Below are 15,186 nucleotides of genomic sequence, written 5' to 3' on the forward strand. Positions count from 1 at the left end.
CCGGCGTATGTGGTGGCACGGAAAAGCTGGGCGGATCTCCGCCTTGCTGCTCGCTCTCGGCGCGATCGCGCTCGTCGCAGGGGTAGCGGCCTTCATCAGCAGCGTCAGTCCGGTTGACCTGCAGGTCTACCGTTTCGGCGCGGACGCCGTCCTCCACGGCGGCGACCTCTACGGTGCGCTGCCCACCACCACGGCCGGGTCCATGCTGCCCTTCATCTACCCGCCGTTCGCCGCGTTTCTCTTCTCTGCCTTGGCGTTCCCGAAGTTGTCCGTCGCGTCCGTTCTGCTCGACGTCGTCTCCGCCGCGTCGCTTTGGGCTGTCCTGTACGCCGTGGTCCGCCGTCTGCGGCAGGGCTGGAGCCGCCGCACCTCGGCAGCGACCGCGTCCGCGCTGACCGTCGCGGCGCTCGCCTTCGAACCGGTGCGCTCGACGCTCTCTTTTGGACAGATCAATCTCGTCCTGATGGCCTTGGTCGCTGTCGACTGCCTCGCACCCAATCCTCGCTGGCCGCGCGGCGTGCTGGTCGGCTTGGCCGCCGCGATCAAGGTCACGCCCGCCGGTTTCCTCCTGTTCTTCTTGCTTACCAAGGATTTCCGCGCCGCCCGAAACGCCCTTTTCACCGGTGCCGCGGCCACCCTCCTCGGTTTCCTGGTCGCCCCACGCGCGTCCGCGGAGTACTTCTTCGGCGGCGGTCTCACCAACGCCGACGGCTTCAGCGGTTCTCCCTACGCGACCAACCAGACCATCGAAGGCGCACTCAATCGCCTCGCTCTGCTGCCGCCCGCGCACGACCTGCTGTGGCTGACGTTGTCCGCGTTCGTCCTGGTCGCCGCCGTGCTCATCATGCGCCGCGTCGACGGACCGCTCGCCTTCGTCGTCAACGCGGCGGCCGTGCTTGTCCTGTCGCCGATTTCCTGGTCGCACCACTGGGTTTGGATCGTGCCCGCAGTGCTCATCCTCGCCGCCCGGGTTCGCACACCTCAAGCCGCCGTCGCGTTGATCGCGGGAGTCGCGGTGTTCATCGCCGCGCCGCACACGCTTGTGCCGTCCAGCGGAATGAAAGAACTCGCGTGGACCCCGTGGCAGCACCTCGTCGGCGACTCCTATCTCATTCTCGCCTTGGTTTTCCTTGCCGGGCACCTGTTCACGCTGCAGCCCGCCCGGGTGCCAGCCCTCGAACGCGTCCGTTAAGCGGACCCGGGCCAAACCAGCGTCACCAGATCCCGGCCGGAAGACCCGAGATCTGGTGGCATTTCCGGGTCCACGCCCAGGCCCAGCAAGGCTCGCTCGACCTCCCCGGCCGCGTCGGCAGGCAAGCACAACCGCCGCCGGACGACGTCCACCGTCGTCGAGAACTCCGCGTACTCCGGCTCCGGCGGCCGTTGCCACGCCACGACTTCCGGTTCGATCCCCACTTCCGCGAGCGCCGCGACACAGTCCTCGGCGGTCGGCCCGGTTGGTCGCTCGATGCCGTGAAACCGTTGCCACAACGGGTTAAGCTCGGTCAACGGATGCCGCGCGGCGGTCTCGACCACGACCCGTCGCCGCGCCGCCGCAGTGAGCGCCGCAGCGAACGGGGCCAGGTCGGGGACGTTATAAACCACGTTCCCGCACACGACGACATCCGCCACCCCAGCGTCCGCGGCGAGCTCAGGCCACCTGCCGGACAGCAGCCGATGCTCGATGCCCGCCGCCCGCTCGGCGAACGCCGCGAGCAACTCGTCGTCGGTGTCCAGCGCCGTCACCGCGGTGACGTTCGACCGGCCGACCAGGGGCAGACTCGCCGCCCCGGCCGCCGCGCCGACGTCGAGCACCGTGCCCGGCTCCTGCAATGCCTCGGCGGCCAACCGGTGTGTCGCCCCGATCGGCGCGGCGATCCGCCGGTCGGCCCGCCGGAGAAACACCTCCCGCGGAAGGACCCACGGCGATTCCGGAGGGTGCACGGTGTCCGGAATCGCCCAGGCGGCAAGGAGATCCCGCCAGTTCGACAGATCGGTCATCGAGCCCGGATCAGGTCCGCCGCCTTCTCCGCCACCATGATCGTCGGCGCGTTGGTGTTCCCGCGCGGCACCACCGGCATCACCGAAGCGTCCACCACCCGCAGCCCCGAAACCCCGCGCACCTTCAGATCCGGATCCACCACCGCGTGCTCGCCGCTGCCCATCGCGCACGTGCCGACGGGGTGATACAGCGTTTGCGTGTTCTCCCGGACATGCTCGGTCAGCGCCTCATCCGACAGTTCGTGCGTCGCCGGAAGGAACGGCCGGTCCAGGAATTTCGCCAACGGACCCGACCGGCCGATCTCGATCAGCGACCGCAGCGCCGACTTGATCGACTCCAGGTCGATCGACTCCGCGTAGTAAGCCGGGTCGATTTCCGGCTTCCACAACGGATTCGCCGACTTCAGCCGGAGCCGGCCGCGGCTCGCGACGTCGACCAGCGTCGCCGCGGACGTGAAGCCAGGGCAGGTCGGTTCGCGCATTCCGTTGTCGTAGAACAACGTCGGGGCCACGTGGATCTGCATGTCCGGCGCGTCGAGGCCGTCGCGGGTCGAGTAGAACGCGCCCGCCTCGCCGATGTTCGACGCGAGCGGGCCGCGTTTGGTCAGCTGGTAGCGCACCAGCCCGGCCGGGGTCGCGGAGTCCGCGATGTCGGTGGTGCCCTTCGTCGACCAGATCACGCCGACGGCCGGGTGGTCGTGCAGATTGTCGCCGACGCCGGGCAGCGCGGCGACCACGTCGATGCCCAGTTCCCGCAGATGCTCGGCCGGCCCGACGCCGGAAAGCATCAGCAGTTGCGGCGAGTTGATCGCGCCGCCGGACAGCAGGACCTCGGCGTCCGCGCGGACGGTCGTCGGCACGCCTTTGTCCGAATAGGACACGCCAACCGCGCGGGTGCCCTCGAAGACCACGCGCGTGACCTGTGCGTTCGTCCGGACCGTGAGATTCGGCCGCGACAACGCGGGCCGCAGGTAAGCGTCCGCCGTGGACCAGCGGCGGCCGCGCTTGCAGGTGACCTGGTAGAGCCCGGCCCCTTCCTGCGATTCGCCGTTGAAGTCATCGGTGTGCTTGAGCCCCCACGAAACGGCGCTGTCCACCCACGCGTGCGACAGCTCGTGCGTGAACCGCCGGTCCTCGACGTTCAGCGGGCCGTCCGTGCCGTGCAGCGGACCGCCGAGGCGCTGGTTGCCTTCGGCGCGCTTGAAGTAGGGCAGCACGTCGTCCCAGCCCCAGCCGGTGGCTCCGTGCGCATCGCGCCAGCCGTCGTAGTCGGCGCGGTTGCCGCGGATGTAGATCATCGCGTTGATCGACGAGCACCCGCCGAGCATCCGGCCGCGCGGCCAGTACTCCTTCTTGCCGGTGTGCTTCTGCTCGACGGTCTCGTAGTTCCAGTCCCACTTCGTCTTGAACAGCGACGCGAACGCCGCCGGGATCCGGACCTCGTCCGCGGTGTCCTCGCCGCCCGCCTCGAGCAGGAGCACCCGTGCGGACGGGTCCTCGCTCAGCCGGTTCGCCAGCACGCAGCCCGCGCTGCCCGCGCCGACGATCACGTAGTCGAAGGAGTCCTGCTCTGGCACGCTGCCTCCCGGTGGTGTTGACACCCTGTCAACGACACATCATGGCGCAGGTCACGCTACGCGCAAGTCCCCGGAAAACCGATCAGTCAGAAGTGGGGTCGAAGGAGGTGACGCACGCGCCGTCCACCGCCTGGTCGTCGGTCTCCACCCGGCCCTCCTTGGCGGTGCCGTCGACCTTGGCGTCGACGTGCACGATGGTCCGGCCCGCGGTCTTCAGCACGTCCGTTTTGCGCACAGTCAGCTTCGTTTCGCCGTAAATCCACTGCTGGGTGCCGTCGCGGGTGGTGTCCGGCGCGTCCCGGCACATCACCGACAGCGCCGCCGGGATGTCGCGCGCGTTGACCGCGTCGATGAACTTCATCGCGGCGTCCGTGCCGTCCTTCACCTGGGGACGCGGCTTCGGGTCGGTCGACAGGCTGGCCAGCGGGGCCGGTTCGCCGTCGGACTTGGCGTCGCGCACGCACCAGCCGTTGCCGTCCGGGATGATCGCGATGCCGTAGGCGAGGTTGCCCGCGGTGATCGTGGCCGCACGCTCCTGCGGGCCGGTCGGATGCACCGGGTTGCTGATCTTGGCCTCGCCCTTCGCGCTCCGGAAGAAGTCGTCGGCGGGGTAGGACCGCTTCGAGCGGATCTTGCACCACAGCTGGTCCAGCCCGGTCTGTTCGGTGATCGAGTTCGCGACCGACTGGGCCACCTGCTCCGGCGTCCCGTGCGACGTCGTGTCCAGCTTCTCCTTGAAGAAGCCGGGGGTCACCCAGCCGGTGAACGCGACCGCGCCGCCGAGCACCACGACCGCCGCGCCGAGCGAGATCCACAACCCGGCCTTCGACTTCTTCTTCGGCGGCTGAGGGTATTGCCCGAAAGGCTGGCCCTGCGGCGGATACGGCTGCTGATACTGGCCAGGCTGCGGCCCGCGCGGCGGATAAGGACCCTGCTGCGGGTACGGGCCTTGCGGCGGGTGGTTCATGTCTCCCCCTCGATACCGGTCTGTCTGCCGGTCAGGCTAGTGAAGTACGCTTCAACCGCACCCGCGACCTGCAGAAATAAGGAGCAGCCAGCCGTGGCTCGAGTCGTTGTCGACGTCATGCCCAAACCCGAGATCCTCGACCCGCAGGGCCAGGCGGTGGCGCGCGCGCTGCCGCGGCTGGGCTTCTCCGGGGTCGCCGACGTGCGCCAGGGGCGGCACTTCGAACTCGAGGTCGACGACGACGTCGATGACGAGACGCTGGCCAAGATGGCCGAGGGCTTCCTCGCCAACCCGGTGATCGAGCAGTGGACGATCCGGCGGGTCGAGGCGTGAGCGCCCGCATCGGCGTCATCACCTTCCCCGGCACGCTCGACGACGGCGACGCCGCCCGCGCGGTCCGCTACGCCGACGCCGAGGCCGTTTCGCTCTGGCACGCCGACGACGACCTGAAGGGCGTCGACGCGGTCGTCGTCCCGGGCGGCTTCTCCTACGGCGACTACCTGCGCGCCGGCGTGATCGCCCGCTACGCGCCGGTGATGACCTCGGTCATCGACGCCGCGCACAAGGGCATGCCGGTGCTCGGCATCTGCAACGGCTTCCAGATCCTGTGCGAGGCCGGCCTGCTGCCCGGCGCGATGATCCGCAACGTCGGCCTGCACTTCGTGTGCCGCGACCAGTGGCTGCGCGTGGACAACAACGCCACCGCGTGGACCTCGCGCTACGAGGCGGGCGCGGAAATCCTGATTCCGCTCAAGAACAACGACGGCTGCTACGTCGCCGACCAGTCCACTGTGGACATGCTGGAGGCGGAGGGCCGGGTGGCGTTCCGCTACGTCGGCGGCAACCCGAACGGCTCCCGCAACGACATCGCGGGCGTCACCAGCGAGAACGGCCGCGTGGTCGGTCTCATGCCGCACCCGGAGCACGCGATCGACGCGCTCACCGGCCCGTCCGACGACGGTCTCGGCATGTTCTACAGCGCGGTCGACGCGCTCGTGAAAGCCTGAGCCAAAGGTACGTGAGGGGAACCCTGAGGGAATCTGATTCCCTCAGGGTTCCCCTCACGGCTTTTACTTGCTGTGGTCGCTGGAGAGCCAGCGTTCGGTGCGCACCCGCACCAGCACCGAGGTCTCCTTGAGCGAGCCCTCGACGAACTGCCGCGCCTCGGCCTCAGGCGCGTACCGCGAAGCGATCGCGAGCGCCTGCTCCTCGGTCGGCGCCGAGGACCGGTCCACGACCGGACCGGACACCGTGACGTACTTGTACGGCTGGGTTTCCTGCTGCACCGTGAGGCTCAGCTTCCCCGAGGCCTCGATCGCCCGGTCCTTCGCCGACCCGCGGTCCATCCAGATCAGCAATTCGCCGCCGGGCTCGTAGTCGTACCAAACCGGCACCGCGAGCGGGGCCGCGCCTTCCCGGCCGATCGACAGCACGCCCACCCGCTTCTCGGCGAGGAATTTCTCTCGTTCGTCCACCGTCATGACCGCCATCCGGCGTCACCCCCAGGCTAGAAAGATCAGGATCCGCCTGGAGCCAACGCCGACTCCCAGCCAGACATTCCGCCCACTCGCGGCCCGGCCTCTTTAACCAATCGGAACCACAACGCGGGATCGCGCCGACGTCTGGGGGAGCAGCGTGCTCGGCCCCCCGGGGCCGAGTGCGCTGCTCCCCCAGACGTCGGCTTAAAGGCGATCCCGCACGCCTCGGCGAAGCCGAGGCAGAAGAATCAGCCGAGGCAGAAGAATCAGCCGAGCCGGAATACCAACGCCGTGGACTGCGCGGTGTAGATCCCGCGGACTCCGAAAACGGCCCCGTCTGCCCAGAACAAGCGGCAGAACCACGGTGCCAAGCGGCGATTGCCGGAACCCGGGAGCGAGACCGTGCGCACAGGTGTCACAGCTCCGGTGTCCAGTGCGAACTTGACGATGTGCTGATCAGGATTGTCCTCGCCAGCGGAGACCACGGCGATCACCTGCCCGCCCTCCACCGCGAGCGGTGCCGCGACAATGCCGCCGCCGGGCGCCGGGACTTCCCAGCGTTTGGCGCCGGTGCGGAGGTCGAACGCGGCGAGGCGGTTGGGCTTCTGCGGGCTTGTCAGCGCGATCATCGTGGTGCCCGTGACGAGTGCTCGCGAACGTCGATGTGACGTGCCGTTGGAGACCCCGCTCAGGCTGTAGCCGAATCCGTCGTCGCCCATGAAGCCGTTCACCGCGTCTCCGGCCTCGATGCTGGAGACCGGTTCGAGCGAGTCGTCGAGAGTTTCGTACAACCCTTTCGAGGTATCGCTGAGGTAGGCGACCAGCGGCGACGCGCTCACCCACGCCATCGTGAGGTAGGACTTGCTCTTCACGAACTCGTTGTGCTGCTTGATTTTTCCGGTCGCGGGATCGACGGCAACGGCGGCGTACAAGTCGTCGCCGGCGTCCTTGGCGCTGCAGTGGGACAGCAGCACGAAGTCCGCGCTCCGCGGCATCCCGTCCGACGGGATGCAGTTCGAGTACACCTTCTCGTCGGTCGGTGGCGTGACCTCGGACCAGCGGACGGCACCGGTGGCCGCGTCCAGCCCGAGCAACTGCTGGTAGTGCACGACCACGACCGAACCGCCGACGATCGCCAGCACTGCGTGCTCGTCGAGTTTCGCCTCCGATGGGCTTCCCGACGAGGTGATGGGCATCGCCCGCTGCCACAGCAGCTTTCCCGCGTTGACATCCAGCACGGCCGCGCTCGAGCAGAGATCCCCATAGCCGACGGCGATGCGGTTGTCGACGACAGAGGTGCTCGCCCCGCAGAAATGGCCGGACGGGGAGGGGACCCGCCAGCGTTCCTTGCCGTCGCTCCGTGCGTACGCGACCGCATAGGTGTCGTTCACCAGAACCAGATCGTCGCCAACGACCCAGGAATCGATGCCGATGTCGTACGGCGCGATCCGGTCCGATCCCAGCTGCCACGGACCTGACTGGGACACCGCGATCGCGTGGCCGGACACCTTGCCGCTGTTGAGCGCAAGCGGTACCACGATCGCCGCGATCACCACGGCTGCCAGAAATGCCGAGCTTACGAGGAGGGCCCGCCGGCCGCCCATTTTGTCAGTCACTACCCGCTCCCCCTTCCGATGCGGGCAGTGTATTTGGGGAAATCTGATTCTTCCAAAGTTACGCGGCAGCTTTCACCGCGCCGGATTTGTCGTCCGGGAATCGCGCTTCAGCTCGCTGCCTCGACTAGCCGCGAATACGGTCCGCCCGCCGCGATCAGTTCCTGATGCGGACCCAGCTCGGTGATCTGCCCGCCCTCGACGACCGCGACCCGGTCGGCCGCGGCGGCCGTGTGCAGCCGGTGCGCGATCGCGATCACCGTTCGGCCTTCGAGCACCGCGTTCAGCGACCGTTCCAATTCCCGGGCCGAACCGGTGTCCAGCAGCGACGTCGCCTCGTCCAGGACCAGCGTGTGCGGGTCAGCCAGGACGACCCGGGCCAGCGCCAACTGCTGCGCTAGACCGGCCGGGACCGAGTACGCGCCGGAGCCGAGTTTGGTGTCCAGGCCGTCCGGCAGTCCGGCCGCCCATTCCGCCGCACCGGCGGACGCGAGCGAGGCCATCAGTTCCTCGTCGGTCCAGTCCCCGCCGTCGCGCCGGGCGGGCAGCGCCAGGTTTTCCCGCAGCGTCCCGGAAAACGTGTGGTGCTCCTGCGTCAGCAGCAGAACCTCGCCGCGCAGCACGTCGTCCGCGAGCGTCGACACCTCGGTACCGCCGACCTGGATCGAACCCGCTGTCGGCGCCGAGATCCCGGCCAGCAGCCTGCCCAACGTCGACTTTCCCGCACCCGACGGACCGACGATCGCCAGCCGTTCGCCGCGCGGCACGCTCAGGCTGATGCCGTGCAGCACCTCGCGATCCGCGGTGTAGCCGAACCGGACGTCGCGCACCTCGATGTCGCGCCCGCGCGGCACGTCGGTGACCTTCGCGGCCGTTTCGGTCGGGTGCACGCCGAGGATCCGGCGCGCGGCGGCCAGCGCGACCTGCAGGTCTTCCAGCCAGAACAGCGCCTCGTTGAGCGGCGTGGTCATCGCCTGCGCGTACGCCAGCATCGTGGTGATCGTGCCGAGTCCGGCCCAGCCCTGCTGGTACGCGAACAGCCCGAGCAGCAGCAGCGCCGCGATCGGCAGCACGTAGCTGAACTCCAGCGACGGCAGCCAGCGCAGCTGATACGCCCGCATCCGCCGCTCGCCGAGCACCGCCTGGTCGAGCGCGCGATGTCCGGTGCTCAGCCGCCGCTCGGTGAGGCTCAGCGCCTCCGCGGTCCGCGCGCCCTCCACCGTCTCGTGGGTGACCGACTGCAGGTCGCCCCACCGGTCGAGCATCCACGCGAACGCCTTCGGAATCACCCGCTGGTACCAGATGTTCACCGGGACCAGCAGCGGCAGTGCCACGAGCAGGGTGAGCGCGAGCAGCGGCGACGTCACGATCATCGCGATGGTCGTCAGCAGCACGGTGGCGGTGGCGATCAGGATTTCCGGCGCGGCGAAGCGCACCGCGTGGTCCAACCTGCTGATGTCGCTGGTCGCGCGGCTGAGCAGGTCGCCGGTCCCGGCCGCCTCGACGGTGCCCAGCGGCAGGTCGAGCGCGTTCTTGACGAACCGTTCGCGGTTCTCCGCCAGCACGCGTTCGCCGAAGACGCGTCCGCGCAGCCGGGCCGCCTTCTTCGCCCACGCCTGCAGCACGAGCACCACCACGAACGCCGCGGCCAGCAGGTCGACCCGCAGCGTCGCGCCATGCTCGACCACGCCGTCCACCAGCAGGCCGAGCAGCTGCGGCCCGGCCAGCCCGATCAGCGTGGCGAGGAAGAACAGGCCGAGCATCAAGGAGAACTCGCGCCGGTGCTCGGCGGCCGTACGCCGCACCCATTGCCGGACTTCGCGCCTCGACGCGAGCGGGAGCCGCGTCGTCATACCGCCACTGCCTTTCCGTGCACGACCTCGTCGGCCACGTTCCTCCACAATGGACTCTGGCTGAACACCACCGTCGTCCTTCCGTTCCGCAATTCCTTGGCGCGCTGGGTGATCCGGGCCTCGGTGTGCGCGTCGACGGCCGAGGTCGGCTCGTCCAGCAGCAGTACGTCGGCGTCGGTCGCCAGCGCACGGGCCAGGCTCAGCCGCTGTCGCTGGCCGCCGGACACCTCCCGCCCGCGTTCGCCGATCAGCTCGTCGACCCCGCGCGGCAGCGCTTCGACGATGTCCTCGGCGTCCGCCGCGTGCAGCGCCGCGAAGATGTCGACGCTGCCCGGGCGCGCCGGCTCCAGCTGTTCGCGCAGCACCCCGGAGAACCAGATGTCCTGGTTGTGCGCGTACACCACTCGGGTCCGCAGCTCGGCGAGCGCGACGCGATCCGCGGGCACGCCGCCGACCAGCACCTTCTCGTCCTCGCCCGGATCCGCGAACCGGGCCATTCGCTCGGCGATCGCTTCCGCTTCGGCACCGAGGTCGACCACCGTCAGCTTGCCCGGCGCGACGCGGATGCCGCTGGTGGTGTCCACCAGTTCCAGCGGCCCGTCCGGCAGCGGCTGCGGCGACGCCGGGTCGGCCAGCTTCGGCCGCAGGGCGAGCAGACCGCACACCTTGCGCGCCGCGACCAGGCCCGAGCTGAGCGCGCTGACCTGCTCGGTCGCCGTGCTCACCGGCACCACCAGGAACGCCGAAACGCCGTAGAAAGCGACCAGTTCGCCGACGCCGATCGTGCCGTCGAGCGCGAGCCGGGCCCCCAGCCAGGTGATCGCCACCGTGACCAGTCCGGGCAGCAGCACTTCCGCCGCGGCGAGCCACGATTCGCTGCGCCCGACCTCGACGCCGGAGCGGCGCACCAGCTGGCTGGCGTCGTGGAACCGGCGCAGGAACCGCCGTTCGCCGCCGACGCCGCGCAGGATCCGCAGCCCGGACACAATGTCCGCGCCGAGCGCGTTCACCTCGCTCAGATTCTCCCGCTGCGTGGTCTTGCGCTTCTGCAGCGGCGCGAGCAGCGGGCCGATGCCGAGCACCGCGAGCGGGACGCCGACGAGCGCGACCGTGCCCAGCAGCGGCGACGTGCTGAGCATCGCGATCCCGATGACCACGAACGCCACGATCGACCCGATCGTGCGGCCGATGACCTCGAACGCGTTGCCGATCCAGTTCATGTCCGACGAGGTGACCGCGACGACGTTGCCGGTGCTGGCCGACTCGCGCAGGGTCGCGCCGAGCCGGGTCGTGTGGTCGGTGACCAGGCGTTGCGTGGTGCCCGCGCCGTGGATCCACATGCCGTACGCCGCGAAGTGCAGCCCGGTGCCGAGCAGCGCCTGCACCACGCCGAGCACACCCGCGACCAGCGCCCAGCGCCACAGCGCGGAGGTGTCGCCGTCCGCGATCGCGCCGACGCCGCGGCCGATCACCAGCGGCAGCAAGGCGCTCGGCAGCGACCAGCCCGCCCCGGTCACCGCCGCGCCGAGGACGAGCCACGGCCGCGCGCGCAGGACCGCCAGCAGGTACCGGACCGGCGTCGGACGTTGCGGGAGTCGGATGGCGGGAAAGCGGTACGTGGCGGAAAGCACGATCACTGACGCTAAGCCGCCGGGACTGTCCAGCGCGACTGATTTATCCCCGCGCGACCAGCCTGGGCGGCTGCGGGTGTGACCCGGCCGACACGTAGTCTTGAGGTCGTGGCGAACCCTGACACGGACACCGTGACCAGCACAGTTGACACCACCGCAGTGGCCGCGGCGACCCCGGAAACGAGCCAGCCGTACGTCGAACTCGGCCTCGCCGAAGACGAGTACGCGCGGATCCGGGAAATCCTCGGCCGCCGGCCCACCGACGCCGAGCTCGCGATGTACTCGGTGATGTGGAGCGAGCACTGCTCCTACAAGTCCTCGAAGAAGCACCTGCGCTACTTCGGCGAGACCGCCACCGACGAGATGAAGGCCAAGATGCTGGCCGGCATCGGCGAGAACGCGGGCGTCGTCGACATCGGCGACGGCTGGGCGGTCACCTTCAAGGTGGAAAGCCACAACCATCCGTCCTATGTGGAGCCGTACCAGGGCGCGGCCACCGGCGTCGGCGGCATCGTCCGCGACATCATGGCGATGGGCGCGCGGCCGCTCGCGGTGCAGGACGCGCTGCGCTTCGGCCCGGCCGACGCGCCGGACACCAAGCGCGTGCTGCCCGGCGTGGTCGCGGGCGTCGGCGGCTACGGCAACTGCCTCGGCCTGCCGAACATCGGCGGCGAGCTGGTCTTCGACCCCTCCTACGCGGGCAACCCGCTGGTCAACGCGCTGTGCGTGGGCGCGATGCGCACCGAGGACCTGCACTTGGCGTTCGCTTCCGGCTCAGGCAACAAGATCATCCTGTTCGGCGCGCGCACCGGCCTCGACGGCATCGGCGGCGTGTCCGTGCTCGCCAGCGACACCTTCTCCGGCGACGAATCCGCGGCGGGCCGGCGCAAGTTGCCCAGCGTGCAGGTCGGCGACCCGTTCACCGAGAAGGTGCTCATCGAGTGCTGTCTCGACCTGTTCCGGGAGAAGCTGGTCGTCGGCATCCAGGACCTCGGCGGCGCTGGGCTGTCCTGCGCGACGTCCGAGCTGGCCGCGGCCGGTGACGGCGGCATGCACATCTACCTCGACCGGGTTCCGTTGCGCGCCACCGGAATGACGCCCGCCGAGGTGCTGTCCAGCGAGTCGCAGGAGCGCATGTGCGCGGTCGTCTCGCCGGAGAACGTCGACGCGTTCATGGCGGTCTGCGCCAAGTGGGACGTCATCGCCACCGACATCGGCGAGGTCACCGACGGCGAGCACCTCGTGATCACCTGGAACGACGAGATCGTGGTCGACGTGCCCGCGCACACCGTCGCGCACCAGGGTCCGGTCTACGACCGCCCGATCGAGCGCCCCGCGTTCCAGGACGGCCTGATCGCCGACACCTCCGCGAAGCTGCCGCGTCCGTCGACGCCGGAGGAACTGCGCGCGGACTTCCTGAAGCTCATCGCGTCGCCGAACCAGGCGTCGAAGGAATGGGTGACCGCGCAGTACGACCGCTACGTGCGCGGCAATTCGGTGCTGTCCCAGCCGTCCGACTCGGGGATGATCCGGATCGACGAGGAGAGCAACCGCGGCGTCTCGGTGGCCACCGACTGCAACGCGAAGTTCGTCTACCTCGACCCGTACCGCGGCGCGCAGCTCGCGCTGGCCGAGGCCTACCGGAACGTCGCCACCGGCGGCGCGACCCCGGTCGCGGTGTCCGACTGCCTCAACTTCGGCGCCCCGACCGACCCGGGCGTGATGTGGCAGTTCGAGCAGGCCGTGCACGGTCTCGCCGACGCGTGCGTCGAGCTGGGCATCCCGGTCACCGGCGGCAACGTCAGCTTCTTCAACCAGACCGGCGACACGGCGATCCTGCCGACCCCGGTGATCGCGGTGCTCGGCGTGATCGACGACGTCACCCGCCGCATCCCGACCGGCATCGGCGCGGAGGCCGGCGAGACGCTGCTGCTGCTCGGCGACACCCACGACGAGCTGGACGGTTCGGCCTGGGCCCGCGAGCTGCACGGCCACCTCGGCGGCGTTCCGCCCCGCGTCGACCTGGCCCGCGAGAAGCTGCTGGCCGACGTCCTGGTGGCCGGTTCGCGCGACGGCATGATCTCCGCCGCGCACGACCTCGCCGACGGCGGTCTGGCCCAGGCCCTCACCGAAACTGTCCTCATTGGACAGTGCGGGGCCCGGGTGTTCCTCGACCGCGACCAGGACCCGTTCGTGCAGCTGTTCTCCGAGTCGTCCGGCCGTGTGCTCGTGGCGGTCCCGCGCACGGAGGAGCTGCGGTTCACCGAGATGTGCACCGCGCGCGGCCTGCCGTGGCGCAAGACCGGCGTCGTCGACCCGGATTCCGGCACGCTGGAGATCCAGGGCGTCACGGAGTTCAGCCTCGAAGAACTGCGCGAGACCTGGGAAAAGACCCTTCCGGCCCTGTTCGACTGAGGCCTCGTGAGTGCCGGTGCTGACCGGCACCGGCACTCACGACCGGAACGTGACCACCTCCGCCAGCGGTGCCCGAGGGATCGCGGGCCGAGGCTCGTCCGGATCGGCGTACCCGATCGACATGCCGCATCCGAGGACATAACCGGCAGGCGGCTCCGCGATTTCCGTGACGCTCCGGTGGTACCGGCCCCACGCGATTTGCGCGCAACTGTCGAGCCCCTCGGCGCGCAGCAGCACCATCACGGTCTGCAAAAACATCCCCGCGTCCAGCCATTGCGGGGGCAGCATCTGCTCGTTCAGAAAGCAGAACAGGCCGACCGGAGCGCCGAATAAGTCCCAGTTCCGGACGCGAACCCGTTCCCGGCCCGCGTAGTCCTCCCGCGCGATGCCGACCGCTCCGTAGCGCAGCGCGCCCAGCTCCTCGATCCGCCGCGCGTACTGCTCGGGCAGCGTTTCCGGATAGGGCAGCACCTGCGGCGGATCACCGGTGTCGCCGTCCGTGATCCGCTCTCGGACCAGGTATTTCAGCTCGGCCAGCTTCGCGCCGGTCAGGACGTACACCCGCCACGGCTGCAGATTTCCGCCGGAGGGCGCGCGCAAGGCCGCGGTGAGGACTCGGGTCAGGACTTCGTCGGGTACCAGCTTGCCGAGAAAGCCGCGGACCGACCGCCGGGAGCGCACCGCTTCGTAGACGTCCACGGTTTTTTGATGCTACTCAGATCGGCACCGCGACATATCCGCCATTCCGAGGTTCCAGCTTCCAGCCGTCCGGCAACTGGAGCTCGTCGGAATCCGCGAAAGTCGCCCCGTCGAACAGGACTTCCTTCGCGAAAGTCGCACCCTTGAAGGTGGTCCGCCCGGCGAACGTGGTGTCGGAGAAGTTGGTCCGCTCCGAGAACTCGGTGCCGGAGAACCAAGCCCGGTCCTGGAAAGTTGTGTTGCGGCAACGGAAAACGCCCACGAGACGACCGGGTCCGGTGCCCGCGGCGGTGAAGTAAGCCTGGCCGGTGAAGACGCAGCCGCTCAAGTTCGTGCTGCTGTACAGTGAAGCGTGCCGCAGCAGCAATCCGCCGATCCGGCGGTGGGATAGGTCGAAATACTCGAGTACTGCGCCGGTCAGATCGAGGTCCGGACCTGGTCCGTCCACATCGGACAGTGGCAGCAGGTCCCGGATCAGCCGTTGCGCGGTAAGCCGCACCTGCAGCTCACGTTCTTCTTCAGGCGTAACGTCGACACCCTCATAGCGGCCATGAATGAACGGCCGCCGCAGATAAGAACACAGCACGTCCAGCACAGTCTGCCGATACTCCGGCCGCGTGCGCGCCAGCCCGGCCAGCGCGTGCAACGCCCCCACGCGCACCTGATCGGCCTCGTGCCCCAGCAATTCCACCGACTTCGCGAACCGCTCGTCGGAGATCCGCTCGCGGTCGACGTCGTGCCGCTGCTGCTCGATCACCTGCCGCGCCTCCTCGACGCGGCGACGGCGGTCGTTGAGCCACAACGCGTACAACGCTGCGACCGCGCCACCGGCGAGACCGGCGGTCTTGAGCGCTTCACTGCGGCTCGTCGCGGGGTCGGTAAGCAACCAGCCACCGACCCCGCACAGCAGTGCCACGGACGCGATCAACGTCCACAGCAGCGGCGAGCGCAC

At 69.3% G+C, this 15,186-nt stretch carries 13 protein-coding genes; 4 read left to right on the top strand and 9 right to left on the bottom strand.

The window, feature by feature from the left end; translation table 11 throughout:
• Positions 1-7 precede the first annotated feature (7 nt).
• On the top strand, positions 8-1,192 hold the full coding sequence (locus ACWDNU_RS06110) for a glycosyltransferase 87 family protein (RefSeq protein ID WP_449667978.1): 1,185 nt from the start codon (positions 8-10) through the stop codon (positions 1,190-1,192).
• Here ACWDNU_RS06110 and ACWDNU_RS06115 read toward each other — a convergent pair.
• From ACWDNU_RS06115 to ACWDNU_RS06125, 3 genes are all read right to left on the bottom strand, one after another.
• Complete coding sequence (locus tag ACWDNU_RS06115) at positions 1,189-2,001, bottom strand: class I SAM-dependent methyltransferase (protein ID WP_449667979.1); 813 nt, start codon at positions 1,999-2,001, stop codon at positions 1,189-1,191. The genes ACWDNU_RS06110 and ACWDNU_RS06115 overlap by 4 nt on opposite strands.
• Entirely contained in the window at positions 1,998-3,578 is a 1,581-nt protein-coding gene (locus ACWDNU_RS06120; protein ID WP_449667980.1) for a GMC family oxidoreductase, read from the bottom strand. The genes ACWDNU_RS06115 and ACWDNU_RS06120 overlap by 4 nt, the downstream gene beginning before the upstream one ends.
• An 82-nt stretch (positions 3,579-3,660) precedes the next feature.
• On the bottom strand, positions 3,661-4,545 hold the full coding sequence (locus ACWDNU_RS06125; RefSeq protein ID WP_449667981.1) for a hypothetical protein: 885 nt from the start codon (positions 4,543-4,545) through the stop codon (positions 3,661-3,663).
• Between the two features lie 93 nt (positions 4,546-4,638).
• Here ACWDNU_RS06125 and purS point away from each other — a divergent pair, with 93 nt between their 5' ends.
• Together purS and purQ are read left to right on the top strand one after the other, a co-directional pair.
• The gene (purS, locus tag ACWDNU_RS06130; protein ID WP_037808692.1) at positions 4,639-4,878 is read left to right on the top strand and encodes a phosphoribosylformylglycinamidine synthase subunit PurS; all 240 of its coding nucleotides are present in this window, start codon (positions 4,639-4,641) and stop codon (positions 4,876-4,878) included.
• Positions 4,875-5,552, top strand: a complete 678-nt coding sequence (gene purQ, locus ACWDNU_RS06135) for a phosphoribosylformylglycinamidine synthase subunit PurQ (protein WP_354746019.1) — start codon at positions 4,875-4,877, stop codon at positions 5,550-5,552. Before purS ends, purQ begins: the two co-directional genes overlap by 4 nt.
• Before the next feature lie 63 nt (positions 5,553-5,615).
• Here the strand turns inward: purQ and ACWDNU_RS06140 are convergent, their stop codons facing one another.
• The 4 genes from ACWDNU_RS06140 to ACWDNU_RS06155 form a co-directional block, all read right to left on the bottom strand.
• The gene (locus ACWDNU_RS06140) at positions 5,616-6,035 is read right to left on the bottom strand and encodes a pyridoxamine 5'-phosphate oxidase family protein (RefSeq protein ID WP_449667983.1); all 420 of its coding nucleotides are present in this window, start codon (positions 6,033-6,035) and stop codon (positions 5,616-5,618) included.
• A 254-nt stretch (positions 6,036-6,289) separates the two neighbouring features.
• Complete coding sequence (locus tag ACWDNU_RS06145; RefSeq protein ID WP_449667984.1) at positions 6,290-7,639, bottom strand: outer membrane protein assembly factor BamB family protein; 1,350 nt, start codon at positions 7,637-7,639, stop codon at positions 6,290-6,292.
• Positions 7,640-7,746: 107 nt separating this feature from the next.
• Complete coding sequence (locus ACWDNU_RS06150) at positions 7,747-9,489, bottom strand: ABC transporter ATP-binding protein (protein WP_370933202.1); 1,743 nt, start codon at positions 9,487-9,489, stop codon at positions 7,747-7,749.
• The gene (locus ACWDNU_RS06155) at positions 9,486-11,120 is read right to left on the bottom strand and encodes an ABC transporter ATP-binding protein (RefSeq protein ID WP_449667985.1); all 1,635 of its coding nucleotides are present in this window, start codon (positions 11,118-11,120) and stop codon (positions 9,486-9,488) included. The genes ACWDNU_RS06150 and ACWDNU_RS06155 overlap by 4 nt, the downstream gene beginning before the upstream one ends.
• A gap of 108 nt (positions 11,121-11,228) precedes the next feature.
• Between ACWDNU_RS06155 and purL the strand changes: the two genes are divergently transcribed.
• The gene (purL, locus tag ACWDNU_RS06160) at positions 11,229-13,535 is read left to right on the top strand and encodes a phosphoribosylformylglycinamidine synthase subunit PurL (protein ID WP_370933205.1); all 2,307 of its coding nucleotides are present in this window, start codon (positions 11,229-11,231) and stop codon (positions 13,533-13,535) included.
• 36 nt (positions 13,536-13,571) lie between these two features.
• Here purL and ACWDNU_RS06165 read toward each other — a convergent pair whose 3' ends face one another.
• Positions 13,572-14,234, bottom strand: coding sequence for a nitroreductase (locus tag ACWDNU_RS06165; protein WP_449667987.1), 663 nt, complete (start codon positions 14,232-14,234; stop codon positions 13,572-13,574).
• Between the two features lie 16 nt (positions 14,235-14,250).
• Positions 14,251-15,186, bottom strand: coding sequence for a pentapeptide repeat-containing protein (locus ACWDNU_RS06170; RefSeq protein WP_449667989.1), 936 nt, complete (start codon positions 15,184-15,186; stop codon positions 14,251-14,253).

This window comes from Amycolatopsis sp. NPDC003676, from assembly GCF_053587275.1.